The sequence below is a fragment of the Citrobacter sp. Cpo061 genome (assembly GCF_030332845.1).
Lineage (GTDB): Bacteria > Pseudomonadota > Gammaproteobacteria > Enterobacterales > Enterobacteriaceae > Citrobacter > Citrobacter portucalensis.
On record NZ_JAOWHB010000050.1, the window covers coordinates 549,729 to 568,609 of the forward strand.

The following is an 18,881-nucleotide window of genomic DNA, read 5'->3' on the forward strand; positions in this document are numbered from 1 at the left end:
GACATGGCAACTTCTGACGGTTCGGTAACCGGACGTTCCTGCTCCGGGGACTTCACTGGTGCAGAGCCACGGCAACCCTGGCCGAAGTGTTCACCTTCCCAACGGCTGACAATGGCTGCTCCCATGGCGTTACTCATAACGTTCGTGGCGGAACGACCCATATCGAGGAACGGATCGACACCCATCAGCAGAATCAGACCTGCTTCTGGAATGTTGAACTGGTTCAGGGTTGCAGCGATAACCACCATTGATGCGCGCGGTACGCCTGCCATTCCTTTCGAGGTGAGCATCAGGATCAACAGCATGGTGATTTGCTCGCCCATGCTCAGTTCGATGTTGCACGCCTGGGCAATAAAGACGGTGGCAAATGAGCAATAAGCCATGGAACCGACCAGGTTAAAGGAATAACCGATAGGCAGAACGAAGCTGGCAATTTTTGACGAAACACCGAATTTTTCCAGCTTGTCCAGCGTACCCGGGAAGGCGGCTTCAGAGCTTGAAGTGGTAAAGGCCAGCAGAGCGGGTTCGAGGATTGATTTCGTTAAACGCGCGATGCAAGGCCCGACGATCATCGTAGACAGGCCAATCAGGATCGCCCACAGCATACCCAGCGTCAGGTAGAACTCACCCATGAAGATCCCGGCGCTAACCATCACACCCAGACCACGTTCGGCAATCAGGCCTGAAATAGCGGCAAAAACGGTCAGTGGTGCAAACAACATGACGTAACCCGTCAGCTTCAGCATGACGTGCACCAGTGAATCCAGCACTTTCACGATAGGATCGGCTTTTTCACCAATCGCAGCGAGGCTGCAACCGAGGAAGATTGAGAACACGACGATCTGCAGAATTTCGTTACGCGCCATCGCATCGACAATACTGGTCGGTACCGCGTGTGAGATGAATACTTTCAGCGTGAATGGCTCTGACTTAACGGCGGCAACGGCTCCGACGTCATGTGGCACAAAGTTGATACCTGCGCCTGGCTGGAAGATATTAACGATAACCAGACCCAGTGCAATTGACACCAGAGAGGCGCAAATAAACAGGAAGAAGGTTTTCGAAAATATACGTCCCAGCGTTTTGGCATCGCCCATTTTGGCAATACCTACAACCAGAGTTGAAATAACCAATGGAGCGATAATCATTTTCACCATACGTAAGAATATGGTGGTGAAAATGGAAATGTCTGCTGCATAAGATTTTGCTGTTTCAGCCGCGGCCATATTATTTATGGCCACCCCGGCAATCATGCCGAGTATCAGGCCTAATATGATCATCTTCGTTAAACTAATTTTCTTCATGTGTACTCCATCGGATAAAGGCTGGTAATTGGAATTGTGTAGGGTGGCGTGTGCCTGAACCTGGACAGCAGCTCAGACGCACGCCTGTTGTGACCAACCGCATGAATAATTCGAAGCACTGTGATACAGCTGAATTCTGTGCTCCAATGGTTGTTATTGTGTTTTTTTGTTACAAGTCGAACTCAATACTTAATAATGGAGCGTGTTGCTGCGCACCATAAACATCATTGTCACCGACGTTGCCGGAAATAATATCTCGTGGCATGACGATTTTTACGGCATTCGCTGGATCGAACCAGACGATATTGTGAATAAATTCAGGCTCAACATTATATAAACCGGCAATAAGATGTGGCGTTAATTGCTCGCAGGCTTTTACCCGCTGATAGTCTTCCCTTGTTTTAAATAAAATATCTAAAACCAGTTCGTACGGTCCGGCGTTTTTGGAACGAATTACTTGCGCCAGTGAACAAATTGAGTGTTTCATGCCTGAACTCCTTCTGGCGTCACCTGTTCAATGTGGAAATCAAAACGCAGCGCATCGCTCGCTTCAATCAGGTGATAGATCGAGAACTCATACACCGGTCCACTCTGAATATCAGATGGCGAGAACGGGAAGGCGAGGTTGCCCGCAGTCGCAATGCGATTTTCATAGCCGTAGTGCAGCAGGGTAGAGCGCACCAGCGAGCAAACGCTGTTGGCGATATCCTGCGTTGGCGCAACGACATCCAGTAGAATTCCCAGTTCATGGCCCGCAGTTTTCATCGGCTCATGGTTGCCCATCACACCGTTCTTACCGTAAAGGTGGAACGTCATGCGGATACTGTCGTCATTCAGTGAGAGGTTACGTGCAACGCTTGCCTGTACCTCTTCAAGAATCGTGTCAATCCCGGCAATCATAATAGGGTCACGTGTTCCGGCGATGGTCAGGCAACGGAAGCCAACCTGGCGTGCACCTTCCAGTTTCAACGCATACGGTGTTTCTTCATGCCGTGAACCGCTGACATACACTTCACCCTCGTTAACCTGGGTGAAAGTGCATGCCTTCAGGTTCAGCACACCGCCTGGCCCTGGCAGGAAGTACGGATCTGACTTCTCGTACAGAGTGTGCGCTGCTGCGGAAGTCTCGGTGAACTTACGCTTGGGATTGAACGCCTTCAGCGTAAAGCCGTTATCGTCAATGATTCCCATCGCACAATCTGAGCCGGAACCAGGGGTGGCGGCAATGGCTGCACACTCAAGGATCTTACCGCAATGAAGCGCCAGACCTTCATCAAAGCCCTGCATAATCGGCAGCGCGGCGAAGCAGGCCGGATCGTAGGCACGTCCGCCCAGGACCACCTGCGCACCGGCTTTCAACGCACGCTGGAAAGGCTCGACGCCCATCTGCGCGACAATGTAGGTGCTCTCTTCAACGGCCTCGTGAGTCAGTTCAGGCACAAAATCGAGCGCGGTGATTTTGCCGTTATCCAGCGCCTGATGAACGATTTCTTTGTCGACATCAGACGGAATCAGCGCCATTGAGAAAGACAGTTTTTCTTCCTGCGCGATCTCATGGATTATCTGACGACACCACTCCAGATGCGGAGCTGCGCCAGAACCACCGGCTGTGCCGATCACGACAGGGATGTTGTTCTTAACGCCTGCCACAATCATATAGCGCAGATCGCGTTTCACACCGGCCCTGTCAGTAAAGGGTTTACCTGCCCCCAGGTAGTGAGGGCCAGGATCGGAGGAACCTGCGTCAACAGCAATAAGATCCGGTGACTCTTCCATGGCTTTACGAAAACTTTCTTCCGGGAAGCCATAACCCAGGATAGCCGTAGGCGATAAGATCTTAAATGTGCGTGCCATCTCTTAATCCTTAGTTTGCAACAGCGCGATGGTGCGGTTCATTTCGTTAAACACGATGTTGAGACCTTCATCGAAACCCATACCCGGTTTGATCAGCATGCGCATTGGACGCGCGGCCAGCGCGACGTGTACGCAGGTACGAGCACTGATTTCCGTTTCGTTACAGGTACCGCCCTGATAGGCTTCCATTCCGTGTTTGTTGCAATACAGCACTGCATCAACGATGTTGTGAATGCCGCCCAGGTCCGGGGTTTTAATCTGCACCATGTGGCAGCTGCCCGCGTCGGTGAAGTCCACGATATCCTGATAGGTGTTACACCATTCATCCGCAACGATTTTCACGCCAGAACCCAGACGAGTCAGCTCCTGAGTGATCTCGGTTAACATGCGGATCTGATCCGGCTTGTTACCGGCATCAACCGGGCCTTCAATGTACAGCGGCAGGCCTTGCGCTTCGGCTTCCAGGCTGGCGATGTATTCGGCGCAACGCACTGGATCCATATCGAAGATCAGACCGATGGTGCCGTAGACATCAATGTGCAGCGTTGGGTGATAGCTATCGTTGGTGCGCAGGCTCAGGATGCGGTTAGACAACCAGCGGACGTACTCACGCAGTTTTTCACCTTTAAAGCCCAGCTTCTCTTCAACGTTATTGATCAGCGCATGCGGCAGGACATCCACACCTTTGAGGATCATCTTGTCGACGGCGATATAACGGTCGTCGCCGCTCTGACCAAATAACGGAATGGCTTCCGGGACGCATGGCAGCTGCCATTCATCACAAACCACTTCGGCTTTCAGACGACCGGTAGCCAGTGCCGCCGCGTCGAGCAGCGCCTGAGACAGACCATAACGTACGGCGGTATGCAGCAGATGGCTGTCAATACGCAGTTCGTCAAAGAAACGGGCGTTGGTCAGGAACGAATCAACGTCACGACCTTCCAGTAACGGCTTGATGTGGTCGTTGAGGAACGGAATGAAGTTTTCAGCCAGGAACAGTGGGTCACGACCGCCTGCACCTGAATATTGCACCGCTGCGCAATCGCCCACAGCTACCGCGCCGTTTTCCAGAATCAGCTGTACGGAAACACATTCACCCGCCTGACGAACAGACGTAAATCCTGGCGTTACCGGATCGCCGGTATAGATAAACCCGTCATGACCGGCGCCGTTTTTGATGGCCTGCTGATCGTCAAAATAAAATGAGGAGTAGCCAGCTGTGAAAAGGGCCTGTTTAATTTTCATTATGGTCTTCCTATTAATTTACTGTGGGATACGGCGTTGATGTCATCAATGACCATCTGGAAAGAAGGCTTGCGACCTTCGAAATGTGCGCGCTCTGCAACGTAGTCGTGGTGCAGGGCGAGAATATCTTTCGGCAGCGGCACTGCACCGGCTTCAAGAATACGGATTGCGCCTGTGTTATCGCGAACAGGCAGGATCTTACCGGCGTTACAGGCGGCAGGAGCGAAAGGCACATCCAGCACGCCAGCTTCAAAGGCCAGCACCGTACCGCGCGCAATGTCGCCATTGCCCAGTTCGAAGACTTTCTTCAATACCGCGCGGACTTCGCTCTTAATTAGGTCAACTTCCTGCTCCACGGCAGCGCACTGCGGGAATTTCTGATCGCTGACCATGTTGAGCATCTGGCGTGACGCTTTCAGACCCTGGGCGTTAGCTGCCGCGGTTGGGATACCGAATGCTTCGTGCGGACTTTTGGTAATAACTTTTGTGGCACCAGACATACCGGCAACCGCTGCGCCCCAGGCGATAACGGAGAAGGCTTTTGCTTCATCTTCCGGGAATCCGCCCATCCACTGGTGGAAAACGGTGCTCAGCTCGTAATCGTCGAAGCCATGGTTATGGAAGTATTCGTGGGACAGTTCACGCAGTGCCTGAATAGCAGCGATATCCTGTGTCAGGCTACCGACCTGGCCGTAACCGACGGTAATAGACTTCACGCCCTGCTCCAGCGCCAGCAGACCTTCGATAATCGCGACTGAGTGGGACATGAACGGCGGGATCAGCGTGCCGGTCAGCGGACCAAACGGCTCACGGTTGATGCGAATGCCGTTCTCTTCGTACAGACCCATCAGACGGTCGCAGTACTGCCAGTCACGGATAGATTTTTCCAGAGTGACGCGTTTGGCGTAAGGGATGTTGTAGGAGATACCGCCGCCTTCGTAGCTGGTAAAGCCACTGGCCATGGCGATTTCTGCCAGCAGACGCGCATCCGGTGTACCGTGGCGAACCTGGATCGGTTTATCCAGCGATTCAGTCATACGACGGCAGGCAGCAACCCCGTGATTGACGACCGGTAAACCATTCAGCTTGGAAGTACCTGCTTCGATGGATTTTTGGATCCCGACAGCGGCTTCTTCATAGCGGTTCAGACGGGTATAGGCATCGATAGTACTTGGCAGGAGGTCGCACTCTTCCTGCAATGTTTTGAGCAGCGCAATATGCTCATCCATTAATGCCACACCTGCGCGCGGCTGGCTCAGAGTTTTACCTTCCTGATCGGCCTTCAGCAGGGCGAGGGAGAAACGCTTTTTCTCTGGAATTGATTGCTGGTACTTCACGCCATCTTCGAAGTTCTCAACGTCTTTGCCGGTTTCCCAGGTTTGTAACACCTGATGCCTTTCGGTCATGAATTCGTCGTGGGTCAATTTTTTATTTCGAAGTTCCATTCGTAGCTGCCTTAAGTTTTATAGGGTTAAACACTGAATGCTGGTGCGAGCAGCGGCTTGCGGGTATAGTCTGGCGACGTTTGCCAGTAGAGGGAGCAGGCCATTTGAATCGCGGTAATACTCAAACTGATTCGGTAACAGAATTCTTTTACCCTGGTCGTCCAGCTCCCTGTATTTGAGCCAGTTATGGATATCGAACTGGCTGGCGCGAGAGAGCCATCCCCCTGAACCGACGATTTTGCGTACGGTGGTGAGATCGCGACCCATCTGTAAATCCACATTACCCACGCAGGTGCAAACCTGCTTTTTAGTGCCCGCGTGGCGCTCAGCGGCATAGCCCACGCATAAACCTGCCAGCAGGGTGTCGAAATATTTCTCTTCCTCGCTGAGTGGCAGGTAATCCGGTTGCCCAACCAGGTGGCGTAGATAGCGGTAAAACGCTTCCTCGCGCTGTGGCTGCTGGGCGAAGATGACTTTCACCATATCCTGCGTGCTTTCTCCCACTACAACGGCGGAAACGCGCATTCCAAGGTCGCCTTCAACGGTACGTTTGACGAACGGTTCAGGAACACCATGCAGGACGGTATCGGGGGAGAGGGTATTCGCGCTGGCCGAATAGACATCCGTGGTGGCTCCGCCCATATCAATCAGCATGAATTCCTTCCATGCGCTGTCGTAATCGCTAATGGCTTTGACTAACTCATATACCGTCCATGGCGTCGGCATAGGCTCTTCGCCTGTTTCGCCGACGATAACGTCCAGACCTTTGCCTTTGACGATGCGTGACAAGAACACATCGCAAATCGCCTGACGCGCGGCAAACGGATTCGGGTGATCGAGGTCCGGCAGAATGTTGTCTACCGTGGTCAGATCCTTATGTCCCAGAATCGTTTGTATTTCGTCCTGAATGTCCCGGTTTCCGGCGTAGATAATGGCGCAATCAAGCTTTGAGCCTGCCAGCGCGTGCGCATTCGCCAGGCCGTAACTTTCTTCGCCACCGTCTGTCCCGCCGGTAAACAACAGAATGTCTGGCGGTGATGATTCCAGCTCCTGGATGTCATGACGGTTCAGCTTGTACGAATAATATTGCGCGATTTTCGCTCCAGCCGAATGGGCGGTAACTTTTGCCGACTCCAGCGTAATGGAAGGCACCAGCCCCATTGCTGCAACGGCGAGCCCACCTTTCGCTGAGGAGGAGTATTTCAACTGCACTTCACCACTTTTCAGTAACGGGCGAGCATCGGCAACATTCAGCACCTGATTCAGGCTGGCAAAAAAACCGTCTGCCAGATGATGTGTGGTGGTTGGGGTCAGGACATGGTTTACCAGGGTTAATTCCTCGCCTTCATGTGCGAAGAGGGCTGCCTTGGTCCATGTCGAGCCGATATCGACAGAAACTGTTTGCATCAGATGGCCTCTTCCAGGCAACGCTGTTCGAGGCCATTGTGTTGGTGAATATCATTAGTGATAAGCGCGCAAACATCTTCCAGATCGTGGCTGGGGGCGAAAACCCGGTTAAAGCCCATCTCTTTAAACTTCACTTCCACGTCGGCGAAGTCATGTTTACCGACGACCAGGTTGCCGCCGACGTACAGCAGAATGTCGCCAAGGCCGCGTTCGATGCAGCGCTCACGTAATCCGAGGCAGTCAATGTCGCCATGACCGTAGATAGAGGACACCACGATGGCATCGGCGCCTGTTTCAATCGCAGCATCAATATATTCATCCTGGCTCACCATCACCCCGAGGTTGATTACGTGAAAATCATGAGCAGTAAAAACGCGATCCAGAACTTTATTACCTACTGCATGGCAGTCAGCACCGATGACGCCAATAACAAGTGTAGATTTCTTCATGGGTAATCCTCTGTAGGGCTGATGGTCAATAAGTGAAATTATTTTCTAATATTTAGAACATGGATTGTGACAACCTCTTAATAGGGTTGGAGTTTCTGTGGAAGCGAAAAAGGAAGCAATTGATCTATTTTCAAAATATCCTGAGAAAAATGATTGTTATATTTGTTATCTATAAAATCCTTTCATAATCAATGTGATAGATTATCTTTTCTTAGCTGGTTTTAATTTATTAGAGAATTGGGTAATAAATGACTTGCCATGTTTGTGATCGAAATCTTATTTTGTTATGCGCGCCGTTTATGACGTGTTTTAAATAATTTCAAAAATCCCAATTACTAATTAACTTGTGAACGACATAACGGTTTTTTATTTTTTAATCTTATATGTCACAATTCATTTTTGTTAAATTTAGGATAAAAATGATAAGGAAATGTTTGTGGCATATTTAATCTTTGCCACATAAGAGAAGAGGGGGTGTTAATGATAACTTTCAGTGATGACTTAAGCGAAACGTCAGCGTTCTCTCGCAGAACGACAAACGCAATGCATCGGTCATTGTGGAACGTTTTCGCTTCCAGTTGAGATAGTTACATCTCGGTGTTAATTATAAGTAAAATTTAAATGAATAATTTGTATGAAATAACAAATCCATGACTTGCTAAACAAAAAACTGTGAGCTACCCAGCATTAGTGATTCTTTATCTTCTATCAATTAAGTCATCCGGGCTGGTTAAAAGATCGTGTACATTTAAATAAATATCCTATCATTTGTAGTAACGGCAATTACTCATTGAAAAACATGTTGTTAACATCGCGTTTACTAGTAGCGTGAGTGCTAAACACTATTAACATTAAATTTGAAAATTGATTTAAATCAATGTTTAAAACTTGGAAAACAGCATCAAAAGAGGGTAAATTGCTTCAGATCAAATTGGTCTGAAAGTGGTAAATTAGCTATAAATTGATCACTATCGAAAAATGCAAATTTGTCTCGATAAAAACCTGTTTATTGTAAGGATTTTACGGCGTAATATAATTGCGGGATCAATTTGAGTGTTTTATTAACATGTTTGTAACCTTTCATCATTGTCCTTTCTTCAAATGAGAGGAAAGGGTAGCGGCGGAAGGAAGCAGATAAATTTGTATTGGGGCATGCGTGTGACCCTTTCTAACGGGGTTCACTCTCGGAGTCTTCATGCGATGAGCAAGGAGTCATGATGTTAGATATAGTCGAACTGTCGCGCTTACAGTTTGCCTTGACCGCGATGTACCACTTCCTGTTTGTGCCACTGACGCTCGGTATGGCGTTCTTGTTGGCCATCATGGAAACGGTCTACGTCCTTTCCGGCAAACAGATTTATAAAGATATGACCAAGTTCTGGGGCAAGTTGTTTGGTATCAACTTCGCTCTGGGTGTGGCTACCGGTCTGACCATGGAGTTCCAGTTCGGGACTAACTGGTCTTACTACTCCCACTATGTAGGGGATATTTTCGGTGCGCCGCTGGCGATCGAAGGTTTGATGGCCTTCTTCCTCGAATCCACCTTTGTAGGTCTGTTCTTCTTCGGCTGGGACCGTTTGGGTAAAGTCCAGCATATGTGTGTCACCTGGCTGGTGGCTCTGGGTTCTAACCTGTCCGCGTTGTGGATTCTGGTTGCGAACGGCTGGATGCAGAACCCAATCGCAGCGGATTTCAACTTCGAAACCATGCGTATGGAGATGCTGAGCTTCTCTGAACTGGTGCTCAACCCGGTAGCACAGGTGAAATTTGTTCACACTGTGGCATCTGGTTATGTATGTGGCGCGATGTTCGTTCTGGGTATCAGCTCCTACTATATGCTGCGCGGTCGTGACTTCGCGTTTGCTAAACGTTCTTTTGCTATCGCTGCCAGCTTTGGTATGGCTGCTATTCTGTCTGTTATCGTTCTGGGTGATGAATCTGGTTACGAAATGGGCGACGTGCAGAAAACCAAACTCGCTGCGATTGAAGCAGAATGGGAAACTCAGCCTGCACCGGCTTCCTTCACGCTGTTCGGTATTCCGGACCAGGATGCGCAGGAAAACCATTTTGCGATTCAAATTCCTTATGCGCTGGGCATCATTGCCACCCGCTCTGTTGATACACCGGTCATTGGTCTGAAAGATCTGATGGTGCAACACGAAGAGCGTATCCGTAACGGGATGAAAGCGTATCAGTTGCTGGAAGAACTGCGTGCTGGTACTACCGACCAGGCCGTTCGTGACCAGTTCAACAGCATGAAGAAAGACCTGGGTTATGGTCTGCTGTTGAAACGCTATACGGACAAAGTTACCGACGCGACCGAAGCGCAAATTCAGCAGGCAACGAAAGATTCTATTCCTCGCGTTGCGCCGCTGTACTTCGCTTTCCGTATCATGGTGGCATGCGGCATTCTGATGCTGGCAATTATCGCGGTGTCCTTCTGGACTGTGCTTCGTAACCGTATCGGTGAGAAAAAATGGCTGCTGCGCACCGCGCTGTATGCGATTCCTCTGCCGTGGATTGCTATTGAATCCGGTTGGTTTGTTGCAGAGTACGGTCGTCAACCGTGGGCGATTGGTGAAGTGTTACCAACAGCCGTAGCGAACTCTTCGCTGACTGCTGGCGACCTCATCTTCTCGATGCTGTTGATTTGCGGCCTGTATACCCTGTTCCTGGTGGCTGAACTGTATCTGATGTTCAAGTTCGCACGCCTTGGGCCGAGTAGCCTGAAAACCGGTCGTTATCACTACGAGCAGTCCACTGTGACTTCTCAGCCGGCACGCTAAGACAGGAGTCGTCAAATGATCGATTATGAAGTATTGCGTTTTATCTGGTGGCTGCTGGTTGGCATTCTGCTGATTGGTTTTGCAGTCACTGATGGCTTCGACATGGGGGTGGGCATGCTCACCCGTTTCCTCGGTCGTAATGATACCGAGCGTCGAATTATGATTAACTCCATCGCCCCGCACTGGGACGGTAACCAGGTTTGGCTCATCACCGCGGGTGGCGCACTGTTCGCTGCCTGGCCGATGGTGTATGCCGCTGCGTTCTCCGGTTTCTATGTGGCGATGATTCTGGTTCTGGCGTCCTTGTTCTTCCGTCCGGTCGGTTTTGACTACCGCTCTAAGATTGAAGATATGCGCTGGCGCAACATGTGGGACTGGGGCATCTTCATTGGTAGCTTCGTGCCACCGCTGGTGATTGGCGTGGCGTTCGGTAACCTGCTGCAAGGGGTTCCGTTCCACGTAGATGACTACATGCGTTTGTACTACACCGGTAACTTCTTCCAGTTGCTGAATCCGTTTGGTCTGCTGGCAGGTGTCGTGAGCGTTGGGATGATCATCACCCAGGGTGCGACCTATCTGCAGATGCGTACGGTAGGTGAACTGCATCTGCGTGCTCGTGCAACTTCACAGGTTGCGGCGCTGGTGACTCTGGTCTGCTTCGCGCTGGCCGGTGTGTGGGTGATTTACGGTATTGACGGTTATGTTGTGACCTCAGCACTGGATCATCATGCTGCCTCTAACCCGCTGACCAAAGAAGTGGCTCGTGTGGCTGGCGCATGGATGGTGAACTTTAACAATGCACCTATCCTGTGGCTGGTTCCTGCACTGGGCGTGGTTCTGCCGCTGTTAACCATCCTGACTTCTCGTATGGAGAAAGGGGCATGGGCGTTCGTCTTCTCCTCACTGACGTTAGCCTGCATCATCCTGACTGCCGGTATCGCAATGTTCCCGTTTGTGATGCCATCCAGCACCATGATGAACGCAAGTTTGACCATGTGGGATGCCACCTCCAGCCAGCGTACATTGAATCTGATGACCTGGGTCGCGGCGGTGTTTGTACCGATTATTCTGCTGTACACCAGCTGGTGTTACTGGAAGATGTTCGGTCGCATCACTAAAGAAGATATTGAAAGCAACACCCACTCTCTGTACTAAGTAAGGAGCTTAAAATGTGGTATTTCGCATGGATTTTGGGAACGCTTCTTGCCTGTGCATTTGGGATAATCACAGCGCTGGCGCTTGAGCACGTTGAATCAGGCAAAGCCGGGCAAGAAGATAGCTAATGACCAACATTATCGCGATGGTATACAACGCGATGGACAAGCGCCCCTTGCGGGCGCTTTCATTTGTGCTGGCAATCGTGTTGGCTGGCTGCATATTCTGGGATCCGTCTCGTTTCGCGGCCAAAACCAGTGAGCTTGAAATCTGGCATGGTTTCCTGCTGATGTGGGCGGTCTGCGCAGGCATTATTCACGGCGTTGGCTTCCGTCCTCGCGCCGTACATTGGCAGGGCATCTTCTGCCCGCTGATCGCGGATATTGTCCTCGTTGTTGGTCTGATTTTCTTCTTCTTTTGAATAAGAAACATCCTTAAATATTTATGGGCTTGCATAAGCCCATAATTTTTTACTCTCCGTTTACTTTCCCCCATTCCAAAGCACCATTCCCGCGCGTATAGTAGCGAAGTTTGAAAGCACTAACCTTTTGTTGCATTACCGGGATGTACAGTGAAGACAGCGCGATATACAACGACATTCTTGATGCATCGCGGCGGCAAGAGCGCGAATCACCAGACGCTTACAAAGGTAAGTAACTGGTGTGAGTGGGCGAAGCCAACAAAGAGGCAGTAGGAATGAATAAGTATATGTTTCGATGGCCGGTTCGTGTCTATTATGAAGATACCGATGCCGGTGGGGTGGTTTACCACGCCAGTTACGTCGCTTTTTATGAAAGAGCACGCACAGAAATGCTTCGTCATCATCACTTCAGTCAGCAGGTCCTGTTGGCCGAACGTGTCGCCTTTGTGGTGCGCAAGATGACCCTCGAGTATTTTGCGCCTGCCCGGCTCGACGATATGCTCGAAGTTCAAACCGAAATTACGTCAATGCGTGGCACCTCATTGGTTTTCACGCAACGCATTGTCAACGCAGAGAACACCGTGCTGAATGAAGCCGAAGTTCTGATTGTTTGCGTTGATCCACTCAAAATGAAGCCTCGTGCGCTTCCCAAGTCTATTGTCGCGGAGTTTAAGCAGTGACTGACATGAATATCCTTGATTTGTTCCTGAAGGCAAGCCTTCTGGTTAAACTTATCATGTTGATTTTGATTGGTTTCTCAATCGCATCCTGGGCCATCATCATCCAACGGACCCGTATTCTTAATGCTGCTTCACGTGAAGCCGAAGCATTTGAAGACAAGTTCTGGTCCGGCATTGAATTGTCGCGCCTGTACCAGGAAAGCCAGGGGCGTCGTGATAATTTGGCGGGCTCGGAACAAATTTTCTATAGCGGATTCAAAGAATTTGCGCGTTTGCATCGGGCAAATAGCCACGCGCCGGAAGCGGTCGTAGAGGGGGCTTCCCGTGCGATGCGTATCTCGATGAACCGTGAACTGGAAACGCTGGAAACGCATATTCCATTCCTCGGCACCGTTGGCTCCATTAGCCCGTATATCGGTCTGTTCGGTACCGTTTGGGGGATCATGCACGCATTTATCGCGCTGGGCGCGGTAAAACAGGCGACGCTGCAAATGGTCGCACCGGGTATCGCAGAAGCGTTGATTGCAACGGCTATCGGTCTGTTTGCGGCAATTCCAGCGGTTATGGCCTATAACCGTCTGAACCAGCGCGTGAACAAACTGGAACTGAATTACGACAACTTTATGGAAGAGTTCACCGCGATTCTGCACCGCCAGGCGTTTACCGTTAGCGAGAGCAACAAGGGGTAAGCCATGGCCAGAACGCGTGGACGAGGTCGTCGCGAACTCAAGTCCGAAATCAATATTGTACCGCTGCTCGACGTACTGCTGGTGCTGTTGCTGATCTTTATGGCAACCGCGCCGATCATTACGCAGAGTGTGGAAGTCGACCTGCCGGATGCGACCGAGTCGCAAGCCGTCAGCAGTAACGACGAACCCCCGGTCATTATTGAAGTTTCCGGTATTGGGCAATACAGCGTGGTAGTTGAGAAAGATCGTATGGATCAACTGCCGCCGGAGCAGGTTATCGCGGAGGCGAAAAGCCGCCTGCAGACCAATCCGAAAACGGTCTTTTTAATCGGTGGTGCGAAAGACGTGCCTTATGATGAAATAATTAAAGCGCTGAACTTGTTACACAGTGCAGGCGTAAAATCGGTTGGCTTGATGACGCAGCCAATCTGATGACTGCGTTTTGCTGGCTTGAAAGATAGCACGTAACAGGCGAACAGTTTTTTGGGAACCGAGAGTGTCAAAGGCAACCGAACAAAACGACAAGCTCAAAAGGGCGATAATTATTTCAGCGGTGCTGCATGTCATTTTATTTGCAGCGCTGATCTGGAGTTCGTTCGATGAGCACATTGATGCTTCAGCCGGCGGCGGTGGCGGTTCGTCCATCGACGCCGTTATGGTCGATCCTGGCGCCGTTGTGCAACAGTACGACAGGCAGCAGCAACAGCAGGCAAGTGCGAAACGCGCTGAAGAGCAGCGTGAAAAGCAGGCGCAGCAGCAAGCTGAAGAACTTCGCGAGAAGCAGGCAGCTGAGCAAGAGCGACTGAAGCAGCTGGAAAAAGAACGTTTAGCCGCGCAGGAAAAAGTGCGCGAACAGGCGGAACAGCAGAAGCAAGCTGAAGCCGCCGCAGCGAAAGCGCAAGAGCAACAGAAACAGGCTGAAGAGGCTGCGGCGAAGGCTGCTGCAGACGCGAAGGCTAAAGCTGATGCCCAGGCTAAGCAAGCGGCAGATGCCGCGAAGAAAGCCGCTGCGGACGCACAGAAAAAAGCTGAGGCTGAAGCCGCTAAAGCCGCCGCTGATGCGAAGAAAGCTGCAGAAGCACAAGCTGCTAAGGCAGCTGCGGACGCTGCGAAGAAAGCACAGGCTGAGGCCGCTAAGCAAGCAGCAGCCGAGAAAGCTGCTGCTGAGAAAGCAGAAAAAGCCGCTGCCGCGAAAGCTGCCGCTGCTGAAAAAGCGGCGGCTGATAAGAAAGCCGCTGCAGAAAAAGCAGCAGCAGACAAAAAAGCTGCAGCTGAGAAAGCCGCTGCCGATAAGAAAGCTGCGGCAGATAAAGCAGCTGCTGCTAAAAAGGCTGCGGCCGAAAAAGCCGCTGCAGCCTCTGGCGTTGACGACTTGTTGGGTGACCTGAGCTCCGGTAAGAATGCACCGAAATCGGGCGGTGGAGCGAAAGGAAACGGCCAACCGGCGAAAGATAGTGGTACAAGTGGTGCCAATGGCGGTGCATCTGGCGCTGATATCAGTGCTTACGCATCTCAAATTCGCAATGCGATCCAGAGCCGTCTGTATGGTGCAGATTTGTATGCAGGTAAATCTTGCGTATTACATATCAAGTTAGCACCCGATGGTCTGTTACTGGATGTGACCGAAGAGGGCGGGGATCCGGCATTGTGTCAGGCTGCGCTGACGGCTGCGAAAACCGCCAGAATTCCTAAACCGCCTAGCCAGGCAGTTTATGAAAAAGTAAAAGATGCCAAACTGGACTTCAAACTGTAATAACGACCCCTGAGAAATCAGGGGAAACGGTCTAAGGTTGAGACAGAGTTCTGGTAGTTTTGTGTATTTGAGTTTGTTAACATTCTGCTAAATTATCGTGGGCTTTCCGTCCAGATAAGGGAGATATGATGAAGCAGGCATTACGAGTAGCATTTGGTTTTCTGATGCTGTGGGCAGCGGTGCTGCACGCAGAAGTACGTATCGAGATCACCCAGGGGGTGGACTCGGCGCGCCCGATTGGTGTTGTCCCCTTCCAGTGGGCAGGACCGGGTGCTGCACCTGAAGATATCGGTGGTATCGTAGGTGCTGACCTGCGTAACAGCGGTAAATTTAACCCGTTAGACCGTTCTCGTCTGCCTCAGCAGCCCGGTACCGCGCAGGAAGTTCAACCTGCTGCGTGGTCTGCGCTGGGCATTGATGCCGTAGTCGTCGGCCAGGTTACGCCGAACCCGGATGGTTCTTACAGCGTTGCCTATCAGCTGGTTGACACCGGTGGCGCACCGGGTACCGTACTGGCACAGAACACCTATAAAGTGAACAAGCAGTGGCTGCGTTACGCGGGCCATACTGCAAGTGACGAAGTGTTTGAAAAACTGACCGGCATTAAAGGTGCATTCCGTACCCGTATCGCTTATGTTGTTCAGACCAACGGTGGTCAGTTCCCGTACGAATTACGTGTGTCCGACTACGATGGTTACAACCAGTTCGTGGTACACCGTTCTCCGCAGCCGCTGATGTCTCCGGCGTGGTCCCCGGACGGTTCAAAACTGGCGTACGTTACCTTCGAAAGCGGTCGTTCTGCACTGGTTATTCAGACACTGTCTAACGGCGCGGTTCGTCAGGTAGCCTCGTTCCCACGTCACAACGGTGCGCCTGCGTTTTCTCCGGATGGCAGCAAACTGGCGTTTGCCCTGTCTAAAACCGGTAGCCTGAACCTGTATGTCATGGACATTGGTTCCGGTCAGATCCGTCAGGTGACGGATGGTCGTAGCAACAACACGGAACCTACCTGGTTCCCGGACAGCCAAAACCTGGCCTTTACGTCTGACCAGGCCGGTCGTCCGCAGGTATATAAAGTTAACGTCAACGGCGGTGCTCCGCAGCGCATTACCTGGGAAGGTTCGCAAAACCAGGATGCGGATGTGAGCAGCGACGGTAAATTTATGGTAATGGTAAGCTCGGCCAACGGTCAGCAGCACATTGCCAAACAAGATCTGGTAGCGGGTGGCGTACAAGTTCTGTCGTCAACGTTCCTGGACGAAACGCCAAGTCTGGCACCTAACGGCACTATGGTAATCTACAGCTCTTCTCAGGGGATGGGATCCGTGCTGAATTTGGTTTCTACAGATGGGCGTTTCAAAGCGCGTCTTCCGGCAACTGATGGACAGGTTAAATTCCCTGCCTGGTCGCCGTATCTGTGATAATAAATAATTGATTAATAAAGGAATCATTGAAATGCAACTGAACAAAGTGCTGAAAGGGCTGATGATTGCTCTGCCTGTTATGGCTATTGCAGCGTGTTCTTCTAACAAGAACGCCAGCAATGACGGCAGCGAAGGCATGCTGGGTGCCGGCACTGGTATGGATGCAAACGGCAGCGGCAACATGTCTTCTGAAGAGCAAGCGCGTCTTCAGATGCAACAGCTGCAGCAGAACAACATCGTTTACTTCGATCTGGACAAGTACGATATCCGTTCTGACTTCGCTGCAATGCTGGATGCTCACGCTAACTTCCTGCGTAGCAACCCGTCTTACAAAGTCACCGTAGAAGGTCATGCGGACGAACGTGGTACTCCTGAGTACAACATCTCCCTGGGTGAGCGTCGTGCGAACGCCGTTAAGATGTACCTGCAGGGTAAAGGCGTTTCTGCTGACCAGATCTCCATCGTTTCTTACGGTAAAGAAAAACCTGCAGTACTGGGTCATGACGAAGCGGCTTACGCCAAAAACCGTCGCGCCGTACTGGTTTACTAAGAGAATTGCATGAGCAGTAACTTCAGACATCATCTGTTGAGTCTGTCGTTACTGGTTGGCATAGCGGCCCCCTGGGCCGCTTTTGCACAGGCGCCAATCAGTAGTGTCGGCTCAGGCTCGGTCGAAGACCGTGTCACTCAACTCGAGCGTATTTCTAACGCTCACAGTCAGCTTTTAACCCAACTCCAGCAACAACTCTCCGATAATCAGTCCGATATTGATTCCCTGCGCGGTCAAATTCAGGAAAATCAGTATCAACTGAATCAGGTTGTTGAACGCCAGAAGCAGATATTGCTGCAGATGAATAATCTTGGCAGCGGTAGTGCACCTGCGGCGCAATCTGCGGGCGGCGATCAGAGCGGGGCAGCAGCAACCCCTGCACCTGATGCGGGTGCAGCGGCAGCGTCAGGTGCTCCGGTACAAACTGGCGATGCGAATACCGATTACAATGCGGCCATTGCTCTGGTGCAGGATAAATCCCGCCAGGATGACGCGATTGAAGCATTTCAGAACTTCATTAAAAAGTACCCAGACTCAACTTACCTGCCAAATGCGAATTACTGGCTGGGTCAGTTGAATTACAACAAGGGGAAAAAAGATGATGCAGCGTTCTATTTTGCTTCAGTAGTCAAAAACTTCCCGAAATCACCAAAGGCTGCAGACGCGATGTATAAAGTCGGCGTCATCATGCAGGACAAAGGTGATAAAGAGAAAGCGAAAGCCGTTTATCAGCAGGTTATCACTAAATACCCTGGCACTGATGGCGCGAAACAAGCGCAAAAACGCCTTGGCGCGATGTAATGAACACCATGCGACCAGAAATCGTGTTAATTCTGGTCGCGTCGTGTGATTCCTAAGCAGTTGAGTTATTTACATCGAAATTTTTGTTGCGCTAAAATCTGAAATCAGTAATATATGCCGCCGTTGCCAAGGGATATCAAACAGCCCGAAAGCGGCAAAAAAAGTGGGTCGTTAGCTCAGTTGGTAGAGCAGTTGACTTTTAATCAATTGGTCGCAGGTTCGAATCCTGCACGACCCACCAATCGTTCTGGTGGAACGCGATAGTAAAACGTGAAGGATAACGTTGCGTAAGCAACGGCCCGTAGGGCGAGACGAAGTCGAGTCATCCTGCACGACCCACCACTAACTTAGTTAGTAAGTAGTATCCAGCGCAGTATCGGGTGATTAGCTCAGCTGGGAGAGCACCTCCCTTACAAGGAGGGGGTCGGCGGTTCGATCCCGTCATCACCCACCACTCGGGGCGTTAGCTCAGTTGGTAGAGCAGTTGACTTTTAATCAATTGGTCGCAGGTTCGAATCCTGCACGCCCCACCAATTTATTGGTGGCACCGAGTAAAATTTTTCAGGTTATACCCGAGCGGGTCGTTAGCTCAGTTGGTAGAGCAGTTGACTTTTAATCAATTGGTCGCAGGTTCGAATCCTGCACGACCCACCATCCTGAAAGTATAAAGAAGTAAACCCCATAAGGGGGCGTTAGCTCAGTTGGTAGAGCAGTTGACTTTTAATCAATTGGTCGCAGGTTCGAATCCTGCACGCCCCACCAGTGTAAAAAGGCGCCCTAAAGGCGCCTTTTTGCTATCTGCGATTTATAAGATTCGAAGCTGCTTGCCTGATGCGCTTCGCTTATCAGTCCTACAGACGACACTATTCACGTAGGCCGGATAAGACGTCAGTCGCCTTCCGGCATTCCTCACACGCA

Annotated in this window: 17 protein-coding genes, 5 tRNA genes and 1 pseudogene; 16 read left to right on the top strand and 7 right to left on the bottom strand. The window is 51.0% G+C overall.

Annotation, left to right across the window (positions count from 1 at the left end):
* Nucleotides 1-22: 22 nt before the first annotated feature.
* The 7 genes and pseudogenes from OGX97_RS17480 to glmS form a co-directional block, all read right to left on the bottom strand.
* Nucleotides 23-1,304 (bottom strand): annotated as a pseudogene (locus OGX97_RS17480) (dicarboxylate/amino acid:cation symporter); the annotation flags it as partial.
* Nucleotides 1,305-1,473: 169 nt separating this feature from the next.
* Nucleotides 1,474-1,791, bottom strand: a complete 318-nt coding sequence (locus OGX97_RS17485) for a DUF4387 domain-containing protein (RefSeq protein WP_219987768.1) — start codon at nt 1,789-1,791, stop codon at nt 1,474-1,476.
* On the bottom strand, nt 1,788-3,158 hold the full coding sequence (locus tag OGX97_RS17490; protein WP_279850454.1) for an acyclic terpene utilization AtuA family protein: 1,371 nt from the start codon (nt 3,156-3,158) through the stop codon (nt 1,788-1,790). Before OGX97_RS17490 ends, OGX97_RS17485 begins: the two co-directional genes overlap by 4 nt.
* A 3-nt stretch (nt 3,159-3,161) precedes the next feature.
* A complete protein-coding gene (locus tag OGX97_RS17495; protein WP_286592651.1) occupies nt 3,162-4,403 on the bottom strand; it encodes a methylaspartate ammonia-lyase in 1,242 nt (413 codons plus the stop codon).
* Entirely contained in the window at nt 4,403-5,848 is a 1,446-nt protein-coding gene (locus tag OGX97_RS17500) for a methylaspartate mutase subunit E (protein WP_003831428.1), read from the bottom strand. Before OGX97_RS17500 ends, OGX97_RS17495 begins: the two co-directional genes overlap by 1 nt.
* A gap of 18 nt (nt 5,849-5,866) precedes the next feature.
* Nucleotides 5,867-7,255, bottom strand: a complete 1,389-nt coding sequence (glmL, locus tag OGX97_RS17505) for a methylaspartate mutase accessory protein GlmL (protein ID WP_032942739.1) — start codon at nt 7,253-7,255, stop codon at nt 5,867-5,869.
* Nucleotides 7,255-7,704, bottom strand: a complete 450-nt coding sequence (glmS, locus tag OGX97_RS17510) for a methylaspartate mutase subunit S (protein ID WP_003022963.1) — start codon at nt 7,702-7,704, stop codon at nt 7,255-7,257. The genes glmL and glmS overlap by 1 nt, the downstream gene beginning before the upstream one ends.
* 1,217 nt (nt 7,705-8,921) lie before the next feature.
* On the opposite strand from glmS, the gene cydA reads away from it, so the two are divergent.
* The 16 genes from cydA to OGX97_RS17590 all read left to right on the top strand — a co-directional run bounded on the left by cydA (nt 8,922) and on the right by OGX97_RS17590 (nt 18,725).
* A complete protein-coding gene (gene cydA, locus OGX97_RS17515; protein WP_008784156.1) occupies nt 8,922-10,490 on the top strand; it encodes a cytochrome ubiquinol oxidase subunit I in 1,569 nt (522 codons plus the stop codon).
* A 15-nt stretch (nt 10,491-10,505) separates the two neighbouring features.
* Nucleotides 10,506-11,645 (top strand): cytochrome d ubiquinol oxidase subunit II, encoded by a 1,140-nt coding sequence (gene cydB / locus OGX97_RS17520; protein ID WP_003831431.1) that lies wholly within the window; start codon nt 10,506-10,508, stop codon nt 11,643-11,645.
* A 14-nt stretch (nt 11,646-11,659) separates the two neighbouring features.
* The gene (gene cydX, locus OGX97_RS17525) at nt 11,660-11,773 is read left to right on the top strand and encodes a cytochrome bd-I oxidase subunit CydX (protein ID WP_003022970.1); all 114 of its coding nucleotides are present in this window, start codon (nt 11,660-11,662) and stop codon (nt 11,771-11,773) included.
* Nucleotides 11,773-12,066 carry a cyd operon protein YbgE gene (ybgE, locus tag OGX97_RS17530; protein ID WP_003831434.1) on the top strand — a complete coding sequence of 98 codons (294 nt, stop codon included), beginning with the start codon at nt 11,773-11,775 and terminating at the stop codon, nt 12,064-12,066. The genes cydX and ybgE overlap by 1 nt, the downstream gene beginning before the upstream one ends.
* A 275-nt stretch (nt 12,067-12,341) precedes the next feature.
* Entirely contained in the window at nt 12,342-12,746 is a 405-nt protein-coding gene (ybgC, locus tag OGX97_RS17535; RefSeq protein ID WP_003831439.1) for a tol-pal system-associated acyl-CoA thioesterase, read from the top strand.
* Nucleotides 12,743-13,435, top strand: coding sequence for a Tol-Pal system protein TolQ (tolQ, locus tag OGX97_RS17540; RefSeq protein ID WP_003022976.1), 693 nt, complete (start codon nt 12,743-12,745; stop codon nt 13,433-13,435). Before ybgC ends, tolQ begins: the two co-directional genes overlap by 4 nt.
* Nucleotides 13,436-13,438: 3 nt before the next feature.
* Nucleotides 13,439-13,867 carry a colicin uptake protein TolR gene (gene tolR, locus OGX97_RS17545; protein WP_003022978.1) on the top strand — a complete coding sequence of 143 codons (429 nt, stop codon included), beginning with the start codon at nt 13,439-13,441 and terminating at the stop codon, nt 13,865-13,867.
* 64 nt (nt 13,868-13,931) lie between these two features.
* Nucleotides 13,932-15,188 (top strand): cell envelope integrity protein TolA, encoded by a 1,257-nt coding sequence (gene tolA / locus OGX97_RS17550; protein ID WP_008784157.1) that lies wholly within the window; start codon nt 13,932-13,934, stop codon nt 15,186-15,188.
* 128 nt (nt 15,189-15,316) lie between these two features.
* Nucleotides 15,317-16,609 (top strand): Tol-Pal system beta propeller repeat protein TolB, encoded by a 1,293-nt coding sequence (gene tolB, locus OGX97_RS17555; RefSeq protein WP_003022981.1) that lies wholly within the window; start codon nt 15,317-15,319, stop codon nt 16,607-16,609.
* Between the two features lie 34 nt (nt 16,610-16,643).
* On the top strand, nt 16,644-17,162 hold the full coding sequence (gene pal, locus OGX97_RS17560; protein ID WP_003022983.1) for a peptidoglycan-associated lipoprotein Pal: 519 nt from the start codon (nt 16,644-16,646) through the stop codon (nt 17,160-17,162).
* Nucleotides 17,163-17,171: 9 nt separating this feature from the next.
* Entirely contained in the window at nt 17,172-17,963 is a 792-nt protein-coding gene (cpoB, locus tag OGX97_RS17565) for a cell division protein CpoB (RefSeq protein WP_003831441.1), read from the top strand.
* A 165-nt stretch (nt 17,964-18,128) separates the two neighbouring features.
* Nucleotides 18,129-18,204 (top strand) — tRNA-Lys (locus OGX97_RS17570).
* 137 nt (nt 18,205-18,341) lie between these two features.
* Nucleotides 18,342-18,417, top strand: a tRNA-Val gene (locus OGX97_RS17575).
* Between the two features lie 3 nt (nt 18,418-18,420).
* Nucleotides 18,421-18,496, top strand: a tRNA-Lys gene (locus OGX97_RS17580).
* A gap of 45 nt (nt 18,497-18,541) precedes the next feature.
* Nucleotides 18,542-18,617: transfer RNA gene (locus OGX97_RS17585), tRNA-Lys, on the top strand.
* A gap of 32 nt (nt 18,618-18,649) precedes the next feature.
* Nucleotides 18,650-18,725: transfer RNA gene (locus tag OGX97_RS17590), tRNA-Lys, on the top strand.
* Nucleotides 18,726-18,881 lie beyond the last annotated feature (156 nt).

Coding starts and splice junctions, on each gene's coding strand:
- OGX97_RS17485 (WP_219987768.1), bottom strand. CDS start 1,791: ATGAAACACTCAATTTGTTCACTGGCGCAAGTAATTCGTTCCAAAAAC.
- OGX97_RS17490 (WP_279850454.1), bottom strand. CDS start 3,158: ATGGCACGCACATTTAAGATCTTATCGCCTACGGCTATCCTGGGTTAT.
- OGX97_RS17495 (WP_286592651.1), bottom strand. CDS start 4,403: ATGAAAATTAAACAGGCCCTTTTCACAGCTGGCTACTCCTCATTTTAT.
- OGX97_RS17500 (WP_003831428.1), bottom strand. CDS start 5,848: ATGGAACTTCGAAATAAAAAATTGACCCACGACGAATTCATGACCGAA.
- glmL (WP_032942739.1), bottom strand. CDS start 7,255: ATGCAAACAGTTTCTGTCGATATCGGCTCGACATGGACCAAGGCAGCC.
- glmS (WP_003022963.1), bottom strand. CDS start 7,704: ATGAAGAAATCTACACTTGTTATTGGCGTCATCGGTGCTGACTGCCAT.
- cydA (WP_008784156.1), top strand. CDS start 8,922: ATGTTAGATATAGTCGAACTGTCGCGCTTACAGTTTGCCTTGACCGCG.
- cydB (WP_003831431.1), top strand. CDS start 10,506: ATGATCGATTATGAAGTATTGCGTTTTATCTGGTGGCTGCTGGTTGGC.
- cydX (WP_003022970.1), top strand. CDS start 11,660: ATGTGGTATTTCGCATGGATTTTGGGAACGCTTCTTGCCTGTGCATTT.
- ybgE (WP_003831434.1), top strand. CDS start 11,773: ATGACCAACATTATCGCGATGGTATACAACGCGATGGACAAGCGCCCC.
- ybgC (WP_003831439.1), top strand. CDS start 12,342: ATGAATAAGTATATGTTTCGATGGCCGGTTCGTGTCTATTATGAAGAT.
- tolR (WP_003022978.1), top strand. CDS start 13,439: ATGGCCAGAACGCGTGGACGAGGTCGTCGCGAACTCAAGTCCGAAATC.
- tolB (WP_003022981.1), top strand. CDS start 15,317: ATGAAGCAGGCATTACGAGTAGCATTTGGTTTTCTGATGCTGTGGGCA.
- pal (WP_003022983.1), top strand. CDS start 16,644: ATGCAACTGAACAAAGTGCTGAAAGGGCTGATGATTGCTCTGCCTGTT.
- cpoB (WP_003831441.1), top strand. CDS start 17,172: ATGAGCAGTAACTTCAGACATCATCTGTTGAGTCTGTCGTTACTGGTT.